Below are 12,539 nucleotides of genomic sequence, written 5' to 3'. Positions count from 1 at the left end.
CGTCACGGCATGGCCTTGCGGGCGGTCGCGAAGCGCGGGCGGTTGTTCAGGTCGGGGTGGTCGGCCGCGTCGGCCCAGCCCCGCTCCTCGGTGAAGATCCACGGCACCTGGCCGCCCTGGGTGTCGGCGTGCTCGATGACGACGACGCCGCCCGGGCGCAGCAGGCGGTGCGCGGTGCGCTCCAGGCCGCGGATGGTGTCCAGACCGTCCTCGCCGGAGAACAGCGCCAGCTCGGGGTCGTGGTCGCGGGCCTCGGGGGCGACGTACTCCCACTCGGTGAGCGGGATGTACGGCGGGTTGGAGATCACCAGGTCGACCTGGCCGTCCAGCTCGGGCAGGGCGGTGAGGGCGTCGCCGTGGTGCAGCTCCACCCGGGAGCCGGCGACGTTCTTGCGGGCCCAGCCGAAGGCCGTCTCGTCCAGCTCCACGGCGTGCACGCGGGAGCGCGGCACCTCCTGGGCGAGGGCGAGGGCGATGGCCCCGGAGCCGGTGCACAGGTCGACGATGAGCGGTTCGACGACGTCCATGGCCCGGACGGCGTCTATGGCCCAGCCGACGACCGACTCGGTCTCGGGCCGGGGCACGAAGACGCCGGGGCCCACCTGGAGTTCCAGGTAGCGGAAGAAGGCGCGGCCGGTGATGTGCTGGAGCGGCTCGCGCGCCTCGCGGCGTGCGACGGCCTCCCAGTAGCGGGCGTCGAAGTCGGCGTCCTTGACGTTGTGCAGCTCACCCCGCTTGACGCCGTGCACGAAGGCGGCCAGCTCCTCCGCGTCGAAGCGCGGAGAGGGTACGCCGGCGTCGGCCAGCCGCTGAGTGGCCTGCGCCACCTCTGCGAGCAGCAGGTTCACGTTGATCCTCTCGCGTCGTCGTCGCGACCGGCCGCCCGCGGCCCCCGGGCCGGTCCCGCAGCGGGGTCCGTCCGGCATCCGGGGGCACGCCGTACGCCGTGCAACAGCAGTCTTCCAGTCGGTCGGGCGGGTCAGCCCGTGGCCGCGAGCTTCGCGGCGGAGTCGGCGTCGACGCATGCCTGGATGACCGCATCCAGCTCGCCGTCGAGCACCTGGTCCAAGTTGTACGCCTTGAAGCCGACCCGGTGGTCCGAAATGCGGTTCTCCGGGAAGTTGTAGGTCCGGATCTTCTCGGAGCGGTCGACCGTGCGGACCTGGCTGCGGCGCGCGTCCGCGGCCTCGGCCTCGGCCTTCTCCTGCGCCGCGGCCAGCAGCCGGGAGCGCAGGATGCGCAGGGCCTGCTCCTTGTTCTGGAGCTGGCTCTTCTCGTTCTGGCAGGAGGCGACGACACCAGTCGGCAGGTGGGTGATGCGCACCGCGGAGTCGGTGGTGTTCACGGACTGGCCGCCGGGGCCGGACGAGCGGTAGACGTCGATCCGCAGGTCGTTCATGTTGATCTCGACCTCGACCTCCTCCGCCTCGGGCGTGACGAGCACGCCGGCGGCGGAGGTGTGGATGCGGCCCTGCGACTCGGTGGCGGGCACCCGCTGGACACGGTGCACACCGCCCTCGTACTTCATCCGGGCCCAGACGCCCTGGCCGGGCTCGGTGGCGCCGTTGCCGCCCTTGGTCTTGATCGCGACCTGGACGTCCTTGTAGCCGCCCAGCTCGGAGTCGGTGGAATCGATGATCTCGGTCTTCCAGCCGACGCGCTCGGCGTAGCGCAGATACATGCGCAGCAGGTCGCCGGCGAAGAGCGCGGACTCGTCGCCGCCCGCGCCCGCCTTGATCTCCAGGATGACGTCCTTGTCGTCGCTGGGGTCGCGCGGGACGAGCAGCAGGCGGAGCTTCTCGGTCAGCTCTTCGCGGTGCTTCTCCAGGTCCTTGGCCTCGGCGGCGAAGTCCGGGTCGGCCGCGGCGAACTCGCGCGCGGTCTCGATGTCGTCGGCGGCCTGCTTCCAGGCGCGGTAGGTCCCGACGATCGGGGTCAGCTCGGCGTAGCGCTTGTTGAGCTTGCGGGCGTTCGCCTGGTCCGCGTGCACGGCGGGGTCGGCGAGCCGCTTCTCGAGGTCGGCGTGCTCACCGATCAGTTCCTCGACTGCCTCGAACATCGTGTTTCCCTAGCTGCTGGAAGTGACGGGCCTGCGCGCCCGCGGTGTCGTGGGGCTGCTGGACGACAAAGCGCCGGTCCGGTCGCCCAGCCGTGACTGGGCGACCGAGGACCGGCGCCTGCGGGTCGCTACTTCTTGGCCGACCCGGCGTTCTTGCCGAAGCGGGCCTCGAACCGCGCCACACGGCCACCGGTGTCGAGGATCTTCTGCTTGCCCGTGTAGAACGGGTGGCACGCGGAGCAGACCTCGGCACGGATGGTGCCGTCGGCGATGGTGCTACGCGTGGTGAAGGAGGCGCCGCAGGTGCAGCTGACCTGGGTCTCCACGTACTCCGGGTGGATGTCGCGCTTCAAGGGTTCTCCTAGGTTCGGGAGGGCACCGGGTCGTAGAGGCGGGATTGCCTTACGTGAACCGGGGCCGACGTACCAGTTTGCCAGTACTGGCCGCATCCCCCAAAACGGGGTGCCGCTGCCCGTTATTCCCGGGCTTCCGGCGGGCGGCCTAGGGCCTACCTGACGACGTCGTCGGCCTCGGTCTTGGCACCGTCGCCCGCCTTGAGGGCGGTCTCCGGGACCGGCTTGTCGTCGTGGAGGGCCTGCCAGAGCTGGTCCGTCGCGGCCTTGAGCGGGACCACCCGGTCCTTGTCCAGGGGGTCGGGGCCGACCGGGAGCGTCACCATGTGCATGTCGTCGGCGCCGATGCCCTTGAGGCTGTTGGCGAAGCCGTAGAGCTTGTCGACCGAGGCGAGGTCCTTGTCGGTGGTCAGCGACTTGGTGGCGGCGTCCGCGATCCCGTAGAGCTTGGTGGGGCTGGTGAACAGGCCGATGGACTTCACCTGGTTGATCAGCGCCTTGATGAACGCCTGCTGGAGCTTGATCCGGCCCAGGTCGCTGCCGTCGCCGACACCGTGCCGGGTGCGGACGAGGCCGAGGGACTGCTCGCCGTCGAGCTTGTGGGTGCCCGCGGGGAGGTTGAGGTGGCTCCACTTGTCGTTGATCGGCTTGGTGGTGGTGACCTCCACCCCGCCCAGCTTGTCGATCAGCTTCTGGAAGCCGGCGAAGTCGACCTCCAGGTAGTGGTCCATGCGGATGTTGGTCATCGCCTCGACGGTCTTGACCGCGCAGACCGCGCCGCCGATCGAGTACGCCTCGTTGAACTGCTCCCGCTTGACCGCGGGGACGGTCTTGCCGGAAGGCGCGGTGCACTCGGGGCGGGAGACCATGGTGTCGCGCGGGATGCTGACGACACTGGCCTCCTTGTGACCCGCGTAGACGTGCACGATCATCGCCGTGTCGGAGCGGGAGCTGCCCTCGTCGCGGCCGTACTTGCCGTTGTCGCCGGCCCGCGAGTCGGAGCCGAGGACGAGGATGTCCATCGAGCCGTTGTCGACATTCTCCGGCCGGTTCTTGCCCAGGGCCGCGTTGATGTCGACGCTGGTGAGGTTGCCGTTGAGCTTGTAGTAGAGGACCCCGGCGCCCGTGCCGGCGATCAGCACCAGGGCGCCGGCGCTCCAGAGGGCTATTCGGCCCTTGCGGCGGACCGGGGGCTTGCGACGACGGCCTTTCCCGCCGGCACGGCGACGGCGCGTATCCGCCTGCGTGCTCCTGCTGTCGTCGGCCATGCGCTCCTCAGTCCTTCGCTGTGTCCCCGGAGCCCTCTGCGTCTCCGGCGCCCCCTGCTGGTTGACGGGGAAGTCTGCGACAGGGTTGCACAGCGGTTTCTGAGGAAGGTCTTAGAAAATCCACGCCCGATGCAGTACGCGCACGGCCCGCTCATCCCCTCCGACCTGCGGTTTCGACCGATCGGAAGGCGGGGATCCGGGCTGGCCCGGTCGACACCGGCTGTGGCGCAAATCTCAGATTGTCACAGGAAGATCACGATCTGGGCGGCGAAAGATCACGGCCGGGGGCAAGGGGGGCGCAAGAGGGGCGCAGCCCGCAAAAACGGCAGCCTCCCCGCCACTCACGTGACGGGGAGGCTGCCGGTGGTGCGGTGTGTGCCGCGGATCAGTCGTTGCCGTTGCCCGGGGCGGGCGTGGTCTTCGCGATCTGCATCAGGAACTCCGCGTTGGACTTCGTCTGCTTCATCTTGTCGAGGAGCAGCTCGATGGCCTGCTGCGAGTCCAGCGCGTGCAGCACCCGGCGGAGCTTCCAGACGATGTTCAGCTCCTCGCCGCTGAGGAGGATCTCCTCCTTGCGGGTGCCGGAGGCGTCCACGTCCACGGCCGGGAAGATGCGCTTGTCGGCGAGCTTCCGGTCGAGCTTGAGCTCCATGTTGCCGGTGCCCTTGAACTCCTCGAAGATCACCTCGTCCATGCGCGAGCCGGTCTCGACCAGCGCGGTGGCCAGGATGGTCAGCGAGCCGCCGTCCTCGATGTTCCGCGCGGCACCGAAGAACTTCTTCGGCGGGTACAGCGCGGTCGAGTCGACACCACCGGACAGGATGCGGCCCGAGGCCGGGGCGGCCAGGTTGTAGGCGCGGCCCAGGCGGGTGATCGAGTCCAGCAGGACGACGACGTCGTGGCCCAGCTCCACCAGGCGCTTGGCGCGCTCGATGGCCAGCTCCGCGACCGTGGTGTGGTCCTCGGCCGGGCGGTCGAAGGTCGAGGAGATGACCTCGCCCTTGACCGACCGCTGCATGTCGGTGACCTCTTCCGGACGCTCGTCGACGAGGACGACCATCAGGTGGCACTCGGGGTTGTTGATGGTGATCGCGTTGGCGATCGCCTGCATGATCATGGTCTTGCCGGTCTTCGGCGGGGCCACGATCAGACCGCGCTGGCCCTTGCCGATGGGGGCGACCAGATCGATGATCCGGGTCGTCAGCACACCCGGGTCGCTCTCCAACCGCAGGCGGTCCTGCGGGTAGAGCGGGGTGAGCTTGTTGAACTCCGGGCGGCCGCGGCCGGTTTCGGGCGCCATGCCGTTCACCGAGTCCAGACGCACGAGGGCGTTGAACTTCTCGCGCCGCTCGCCGTCCTTCGGCTGCCGGACCGCGCCGGTGACGTGGTCACCCTTGCGCAGGCCGTTCTTGCGGACCTGGGCGAGGGAGACGTAGACGTCGTTCGGGCCCGGGAGGTAGCCGGAGGTCCGGATGAAGGCGTAGTTGTCGAGGATGTCCAGGATGCCCGCGACGGGGATCAGGACGTCGTCCTCGGAGACCTGCGGCTCGCCCGCGAACTCGTCGCGGCCACGGCGGCCACGGCGGTCGCGGTAGCGGCCACGGCGGCCGCGGCGGCCGCCCTCGTCGTCGAAGCCGTCGTCCTGCGGGCGGTTGTCCCGCTGCTGCCGGCCCTGGCCGCCCTGCTGGCCGGCCTCGCCCTCGCGGTTGCCGCGGCGGTCGCGGTCGCGCTGGCCGCGCTCACGGCGCTCGCCCTTCTGGCCGCGCTCACCACGGTCCCCGCGGTCCTGGCGCTCGCCGCCCTTGGCGGCCTTGCCCTCGGCGGTGTCCAGCGCCGCCTCGCCCTTGGCTTCGGCGCGCTCCTCGGTGCGCACCTCGGTCTTGACCTCGGCGCGGGCCTCGGCGGCGGGCGCCTCGGGGCTGCCGGCGGGCGCGGTGGCGCGACGGCGGCGGCGCTCGCCGGCCGGGGCCTCGTCGGCACCCGGCTGACCCGGGATCTCGATCTGCTGCTGGGCGGCCTTGTCGGCGGCCTTCGCGGCAGCGGCCTCACCCGTACGGGTCCGGGAGGTCGTGCGGCGCTTGGGCTTGGTCTCGGCGGCCTCGGACGCGGCCGGGGCCTGCTCGGCCTTGGCGGGCGCGCCGCCGGCCTGCTTCTCCTTGATGACCTCGATCAGCTGGCCTTTGCGCATCCGCGCGGTGCCCTTGATGCCGAGGCTGGAGGCGAGCTGCTGGAGCTCGGCCAGGACCATGGCGTCGAGGCCCGTGCCCGAGCGGCGCCGCTTGGGGGCGGTGGCACCGGTGGCAGGCGCGGCGGGAGCGTCCGTGGCGGGCGCGGAGGCATTGCCGACGGGAGTGTCGGCGGTCACGCCCATCAGATCGGTGGTGTCGCTCACGAAGGGGTCCTTCCCTGGAGCGGGCGTCGGCCTGTCTGGCTCGGCGACCGGTTGTGCTGTCCGGCTGCGGTCCTGGTGTGCGGACCGGGCCGGGGCGGTGGTCCGCCGGAGTTACGGCGGAAGAATCAATTCATTGGTTCCGGCGTGAAGAAACAGAAGGAAGGGCACGACATAACGCTTCACTCATGTCGCCCACGCCGATTCCGGAGCGTGCTCATATCTGCTCAGGCAGGCTGCTCAGGCAGTTTGGGAGGCTCCCGGAAGAAAAGCGGTCCCTGATCGGGACACAGCGCACCGAGCCGATGTGGCTTCGGGTGCAGACTTGAGGTTAACACTACCGGATCCCACAAACATTCCCCCTCTCAAAGAACGGCAACCGCGTTTTTCGTGGGCCCGGGGCCGTACCCCGGACACCACTGGTCAGGCGAGCGGCAGCACGCTCGTCCCCCCGGCGTCGAGGGACAGCCGGTTGGCCGCCCATCCCTCGCCCGCCAGCCGTGCGACCTTGTCGGCCGCACTGTCCTCGACCAGCGCGAGCACCGTGGGGCCCGCGCCGGAGATGACTGCGGGCACGCCGTCCGCCCGCAGTCGGTTGACCAGGGCCACGCTCTCCGGCATCGCCGGAGAGCGGTACTCCTGGTGGAGCCGGTCCTCGGTGGCCGGCAGCAGCAGCTCGGGGCGCCTGGTCAGGGCCTCGACGAGCAGCGCCGCGCGCCCGGCGTTGGCGGCCGCGTCCACATGGGGGACGCTGCGCGGCAACAGCCCGCGCGCGGTTTCGGTCAGGACGGGTCTGGACGGCACGAAGACCACCGGAACGATGGAATCCGCGGGGTCCATACGAATGGCCCGCGCGACCCCCGACTCCATCCAGGCCAGGGTGAAGCCGCCCAGCAGGCAGGCGGCGACGTTGTCGGGGTGCCCCTCGATCTCGGTGGCCAGCTCCAGCATGGCCGCCTCGTCGAGCTTCTCGGCCCCGCCTATGGTCACCGCGCGGGCGGCGAGGATGCCCGCGCAGATCGCGGCGGAGGAGGAGCCCAGGCCCCGGCCGTGCGGGATGCGGTTCGCGCAGACGACCTCCAGGCCGCGCGGCTGGCCGCCGAGCAGGTCGAAGGTGGTGCGCAGGGACCGTACGAGCAGATGGCTCTCGTCGCGCGGCAGGGTGTCAGTACCCTCGCCGGCAATGTCCACGTGCAGCCCCGAATCGGCCACCCGGACCACGACGTCGTCGTAGAGCCCCAGGGACAGACCGAAGGCGTCGAAACCGGGGCCGAGATTGGCGCTGGTGGCGGGGGTGCGCACGCGGACGGCGGCGGCGCGGAAGGCGGGACCGGCCATCGCTCGATGACTCTCCTTGGTGTGGCCGTGGATGGTGGCGTGACGTGCGATTTCCGCAAGGGCCGCGACGGCTCCGCCGCGTGGGGGGCGGCGGCGGTCAGCGGCGGGGCGGTGTGATGCACAGCCTATCGAAGGAAGGTTCTGTGGCGACATAGGGCGCACTGGGGCGCACGACGCGTGTCGCCTGCGGTTAGCGGGGTTTGGGGGTGTTTTCCCCGATCCCGCCCCTCCCCGAAACCGGGGGCTCCGCCCCCGGACCCCCGGTCCTCAAACGCCGGACGGGCTGATTTTCAGCCCGTCCGGCGTTTGAGGACTTTCGGGAAGGGGCGGGGTGGGGAAAACCCCCTACGCCAAGCCCAGCCGCTGCGCCGCAATGCCCGCATCCACCGGCACCGTCACCGGCTGCGGCGTCCCCGCCACCGCCCAGTCCGGGTCCTTGAGCCCGTTGCCCGTGACCGTGCAGACGATCCGCTGCCCCGGGTCCACCAGCCCCAGCTCCGCCGCCTTGAGCAGGCCCGCGACGCTCGCCGCCGAGGCGGGCTCCACGAAGACGCCCTCCTGAGCGGCCAACAGCCGGTACGCGGCCAGGATCTGGCGGTCGGTCACCTCGTCGATGAGGCCGCCGGACTCGTCCCGCGCCTGCTCCGCGTACTGCCACGACGCGGGGTTGCCGATGCGGATCGCGGTCGCGATGGTGTGCGGCTCCTTCACCGGCTCGCCGCGCACGATCGGCGCCGAGCCCGCGGCCTGGAAGCCCCACATCCGGGGGTTGTGCGAGGAGAGGCCGTCGGCCGCGTACTCGCGGTAGCCCCGCCAGTAGGCGGTGATGTTGCCCGCGTTGCCCACCGGCAGCACATGGATGTCGGGAGCGTCGCCGAGCGCGTCGACGATCTCGAAGGCGGCGGTCTTCTGCCCCTCGATGCGTACCGGATTGACCGAATTGACCAGCGCCACGGGGTAGTTCTCGGACAGTCCGCGCGCAAGCGTCAGGCAGTCGTCGAAGTTTCCGTCGACCTGGAGGATCCGCGCACCGTGGATCAGCGCCTGGCCCATCTTGCCGAGCGCGATCTTCCCCTGGGGCACCAGCACGGCGCAGACCATGCCGGCCCGTACGGCATAGGCCGCGGCGGAGGCGGAGGTGTTGCCCGTGGAGGCGCAGATGACCGCCCGTGCGCCTTCTTCCTTCGCCCGGGTGATGGCCATGGTCATACCGCGGTCCTTGAAGGACCCCGTCGGGTTGGCACCCTCCACCTTGAGGTGGACCTCGCAGCCGGTGCGCTCGGAGAGCACCTGGGCGGGCACGAGCGGCGTGCCGCCCTCGCGCAGGGTCACCACCGGGGTGTCGGCCGTCACCGGCAGGCGGTCGCGGTACTCCTCGATGATGCCGCGCCACTGGTGGGTGCGGGCGCCGGGCGCCTGGCGGCCGTTGTTGGCAGACATTGCTTTCGTTTCTCCTCGATCGCCTTGATCGCCTTACTCGACTACCGACTACTCGCCCTCGACCCGCATGATGCTGGCGACCCCGCGGACGGTCTCCAGCTTGCGCAGCGCGCCGACCGTGGCCGAGAGCGCCGCGTCGGTGGCCCGGTGGGTGACCACGACCAGGGCGGCGTCACCGTCCTTGCCCTGCTGACGGACGGTGTCGATGGACACCCCGTGCTCGGCGAAGACCGTGGCGACCTGGGCCAGCACACCGGGCTTGTCGGCCACGTCGAGGCTGATGTGATAGCGCGTCACCACGTCGCCCATCGGGCTCACCGGCAGCCTGGCGTAAGCGGATTCACCGGGTCCGGTGGACTCGGCGAGCTTGTTCCGGCAGACCGCGACGAGGTCGCCGAGGACGGCGGAGGCGGTCGGCGAGCCGCCCGCGCCGGGCCCGTAGAACATCAGCTGGCCGGCCGCGTCGGCCTCCACGAACACCGCGTTGTACGCCTCGCGCACGGAGGCCAGCGGGTGGCTGAGCGGAATCATCGCCGGGTGCACGCGGGCGGTGACCGACTTCCCGTCCTCGGCCCGCTCGCAGATGGCCAGCAGCTTGATGGTGCAGCCCATCTGCTTCGCGGAAGCGAAGTCCGCGGCGGTGACCTCGGTCATGCCCTCACGATGGACGTCGTCGAGGCGCACCCGGGTGTGGAAGGCGATGCCGGCCAGGATCGCGGCCTTGGCGGCGGCGTCGAAGCCCTCGACGTCGGCGGTCGGGTCGGCCTCGGCGTAGCCGAGCGCGGTGGCCTCGTCGAGCGCCTCGGAGTAGCCGGCGCCGCTCGTGTCCATCTTGTCGAGGATGAAGTTGGTCGTGCCGTTCACGATGCCGAGCACCCGGTTGACCTTGTCACCCGCCATGGACTCGCGCAGCGGCCGGATCAGCGGGATCGCACCCGCGACGGCGGCCTCGTAGTAGAGGTCCACCCCGTGCTGCTCGGCGGCGGCGTGCAGGGCGGCACCGTCCTGGGCGAGCAGCGCCTTGTTGGCGGAGACCACGCTCGCGCCGTGCTCGAAGGCGGTGGTGATCAGGCTGCGGGCCGGCTCGATGCCACCGATGACCTCGACGACCACGTCGATGTCGCCGCGTTTGACCAGCGCGGTGGCATCGGTGGTGATCAGCTCCTCGGGCACCCCGGCCCGTACCCGGCCGGTGCGGCGGACCGCGATGCCGGCCAGCTCCACGGGGGCCCCGACGCGCTGGGCGAGGTCGTCCGCGTGCGTCGTCATGATGCGCGTCACCTCAGAGCCGACCACTCCACAGCCCAGCAGCGCCACCTTCAGCGGACGCGTACGCATCATCCGACCTCGTTTCCTCATGCATCTACGGTGGACAACAGTCTCACTCACCGGCCGGGGAATTCCTTCCCCGGGTCCAGTATCCGAGATCTGTGTTTCGGTCAGCCGACGTCGAGACGAAGAAGGTCTTCTTCCGTTTCGCGTCGGACGATCACTCGCGCCTCGCCGTTCTCCTGCACGGCGACGACCGGCGGGCGCAGCGCGTGGTTGTAGTTGCTCGCCATCGAGCGGCAGTAGGCGCCGGTGGCGGGCACGGCGAGCAGGTCGCCGGGGGCCGTGTCGGAGGGCAGGAAGGCGTCGCGCACCACGATGTCGCCGGACTCGCAGTGCTTGCCGACCACGCGGACCAGCACCGGCTCGGCGGTGGAGGCGCGGGAGGCCAGCGCGACGGAGTACTCCGCGTCGTACAGCGCGGTGCGGATGTTGTCCGACATGCCGCCGTCGACGCTGACGTACGTCCGCAGGCCCGCCAGCTCCTTGACCGTGCCCACCTCGTACAGCGTGAAGGCGGTCGGGCCGACGATCGCGCGCCCCGGCTCGACGGAGATGCGGGGGACGGCCAGGCCGGCCGCCGCACACTCGCGGGTGACGATGGCGCGCAGGGCCGTCGCGATCTCGTGCGGCTCGCGCGGGTCGTCGTCGGAGGTGTAGGCGATGCCGAGGCCGCCGCCGAGGTCGATCTCGGGCAGCTCGACGCCGTGCTCGTCGCGGACCTGGGCGAGCAGCCCGACGACCCGGTGCGCGGCGACCTCGAAGCCGGAGGTGTCGAAGATCTGCGAGCCGATGTGGGAGTGGACGCCGACCAGCTCGAGCCCGTCCAGCTTGAGCGCCCGGCGCACGGCCTCGGCGGCCTGCCCGCCCGCGAGCGGGATGCCGAACTTCTGGTCCTCGTGGGCCGTGGCGATGAACTCGTGGGTGTGCGCCTCGACGCCCACGGTCACCCGGATCTGGACGCGCTGCCGCTTGCCCAGCCGCTCGGCGATGTGGGCGACGCGCACGATCTCCTGGAAGGAGTCGACGACGATCCGCCCGACGCCCGCCTCCACGGCCCGGGTGATCTCCTCGGTGGACTTGTTGTTGCCGTGCAGCGCGATGCGCTCGGCGGGCATGCCCGCGGCGAGGGCGGTGGCCAGCTCCCCGCCGGAGCACACGTCGAGGTTGAGCCCCTCCTCGGTGAGCCAGCGCACGACGGCGCGGGAGAGGAACGCCTTGCCGGCGTAGAAGACGTCCGCTTCCGTGCCGAACGCCTCGCGCCAGGCGCGGCAGCGGGCGCGGAAGTCGCTCTCGTCGAGGAAGTAGGCGGGGGTGCCGAACTCGGCGGCGAGGTCGGTGGCCTTCCGGCCGCCGACGGTGATCACGCCGTCCGCGTCCCGGGTGACCGTGCGGGCCCACACCCGCGGGTCGAGGGCGTTGAGGTCGGCGGGCGGTGGCGAGTAGTGGCCCTCGGGCAGGACGTCGGCGTAGCGGGGCCCGGCGGGGTGGGCGGAGCGGCTCATGAGTGGCGATCCCCTCAAAGACGTGCGGGTGCGGTGATGCCGAGCTGGGTCAGGCCGTCGGCCAGCACCTTGCCCGTGGCCTCGGCGAGGGCCAGGCGGGCTCGGTGGACGGCCGAGGGTTTCTCGTCCCCGCGGGGCAGCACGGGACATTCGGCCTGCCACCGCAGGAATGCGTCGGCGGTCCGCTCCAGGTGCCGGGCGAGGCGCTCGGCGGCGCGGGCGGCCGAGATGCGGGGGTGGTCGGCGAGGGCGGCGAGCAGCCCGGCCGCGTGCTCGTCGAGATCGCCCGGGGCGGGCTCGAAGCCCAGGTCGCGGGCGTTGCGCAGCAGGGCCCGGGTACGGGCGTGGGCGTACCGGACGCGGAAGAGGGGGTTGGCCTCGCGCTGGACGAGCAGCAGGTCCCGGTCGAGGCCGGGGGGGCAGAGGAGGCTCCACCGGGCGGCGTCGGAGCCGAGCCGGGCGAGCGATTCGGGCGCGGGCCGCAGGTCGAAGGCGTCCGGGTGCGGCTGCGCGCGCAGCGCCTCGCGGACGATCTCCCGCTGGGAGGTGCCTTCGAGGGTGATGTTCAGGAACCCGGGCCCGGCGATGTCGACGCGGGCGATGCCGGGCCGGCGGACGAGCCGCCGCCGCAGCACCTCGGCGATCTCCCGGGCGGGGCGCCCGGTGTCCTTGGCCAGCCGCAGGGCGACGTTGGTGGCGTAGTCCCCGCACCCCGGCCGGGGCGGCACCCGCACGGTGACCCGCGTCGGCTCGGCCGCGGGCAGCTCCTCGGCCTCGACGGCGCTGCGCACGGCGTGCAACACGGTGCGGGTGAGATCGGCGGGGGTCACAGGGCAAGCCTAGGGGAGAAGGGGGTGC

General features: G+C 71.4%; 10 protein-coding genes. All 10 read right to left on the bottom strand.

Going from position 1 to position 12,539, the window contains the following annotated elements:
- Positions 1-2: 2 nt before the first annotated feature.
- Positions 3-848, bottom strand: a complete 846-nt coding sequence (gene prmC, locus AC1Z4A_RS22400) for a peptide chain release factor N(5)-glutamine methyltransferase (RefSeq protein ID WP_483681479.1) — start codon at positions 846-848, stop codon at positions 3-5.
- Between the two features lie 131 nt (positions 849-979).
- Positions 980-2,059, bottom strand: a complete 1,080-nt coding sequence (gene prfA / locus AC1Z4A_RS22395; RefSeq protein ID WP_483681477.1) for a peptide chain release factor 1 — start codon at positions 2,057-2,059, stop codon at positions 980-982.
- Between the two features lie 128 nt (positions 2,060-2,187).
- On the bottom strand, positions 2,188-2,412 hold the full coding sequence (rpmE, locus tag AC1Z4A_RS22390; protein ID WP_483681475.1) for a 50S ribosomal protein L31: 225 nt from the start codon (positions 2,410-2,412) through the stop codon (positions 2,188-2,190).
- Positions 2,413-2,567: 155 nt separating this feature from the next.
- Entirely contained in the window at positions 2,568-3,680 is a 1,113-nt protein-coding gene (locus tag AC1Z4A_RS22385; protein ID WP_483681473.1) for an LCP family protein, read from the bottom strand.
- 385 nt (positions 3,681-4,065) lie between these two features.
- Entirely contained in the window at positions 4,066-6,072 is a 2,007-nt protein-coding gene (rho, locus tag AC1Z4A_RS22380; protein WP_483681471.1) for a transcription termination factor Rho, read from the bottom strand.
- A gap of 420 nt (positions 6,073-6,492) precedes the next feature.
- Positions 6,493-7,407 (bottom strand): homoserine kinase, encoded by a 915-nt coding sequence (gene thrB / locus AC1Z4A_RS22375; RefSeq protein ID WP_483681469.1) that lies wholly within the window; start codon positions 7,405-7,407, stop codon positions 6,493-6,495.
- 345 nt (positions 7,408-7,752) lie between these two features.
- On the bottom strand, positions 7,753-8,847 hold the full coding sequence (gene thrC / locus AC1Z4A_RS22370) for a threonine synthase (RefSeq protein ID WP_483681467.1): 1,095 nt from the start codon (positions 8,845-8,847) through the stop codon (positions 7,753-7,755).
- Positions 8,848-8,895: 48 nt separating this feature from the next.
- A complete protein-coding gene (locus AC1Z4A_RS22365) occupies positions 8,896-10,188 on the bottom strand; it encodes a homoserine dehydrogenase (RefSeq protein ID WP_483683684.1) in 1,293 nt (430 codons plus the stop codon).
- A 98-nt stretch (positions 10,189-10,286) separates the two neighbouring features.
- Complete coding sequence (gene lysA / locus AC1Z4A_RS22360; protein WP_483681465.1) at positions 10,287-11,681, bottom strand: diaminopimelate decarboxylase; 1,395 nt, start codon at positions 11,679-11,681, stop codon at positions 10,287-10,289.
- 14 nt (positions 11,682-11,695) lie between these two features.
- Complete coding sequence (nrtL, locus tag AC1Z4A_RS22355; RefSeq protein WP_483681463.1) at positions 11,696-12,511, bottom strand: ArgS-related anticodon-binding protein NrtL; 816 nt, start codon at positions 12,509-12,511, stop codon at positions 11,696-11,698.
- Between the last annotated feature and the right edge of the window lie 28 nt (positions 12,512-12,539).

Source organism: Streptomyces sp. 17_S59, assembly GCF_056930295.1.
This window is presented reverse-complemented; position numbering and strand designations above follow the sequence as displayed.

What these genes read in the sequence shown, in the direction of transcription:
- prfA (WP_483681477.1), bottom strand. Translation starts at nt 2,059, where the DNA reads ATGTTCGAGGCAGTCGAGGAACTGATCGGTGAGCACGCCGACCTCGAG.
- AC1Z4A_RS22385 (WP_483681473.1), bottom strand. Translation starts at nt 3,680, where the DNA reads ATGGCCGACGACAGCAGGAGCACGCAGGCGGATACGCGCCGTCGCCGT.
- thrC (WP_483681467.1), bottom strand. Translation starts at nt 8,847, where the DNA reads ATGTCTGCCAACAACGGCCGCCAGGCGCCCGGCGCCCGCACCCACCAG.
- AC1Z4A_RS22365 (WP_483683684.1), bottom strand. Translation starts at nt 10,188, where the DNA reads ATGATGCGTACGCGTCCGCTGAAGGTGGCGCTGCTGGGCTGTGGAGTG.
- thrB (WP_483681469.1), bottom strand. Translation starts at nt 7,407, where the DNA reads ATGGCCGGTCCCGCCTTCCGCGCCGCCGCCGTCCGCGTGCGCACCCCC.
- lysA (WP_483681465.1), bottom strand. Translation starts at nt 11,681, where the DNA reads ATGAGCCGCTCCGCCCACCCCGCCGGGCCCCGCTACGCCGACGTCCTG.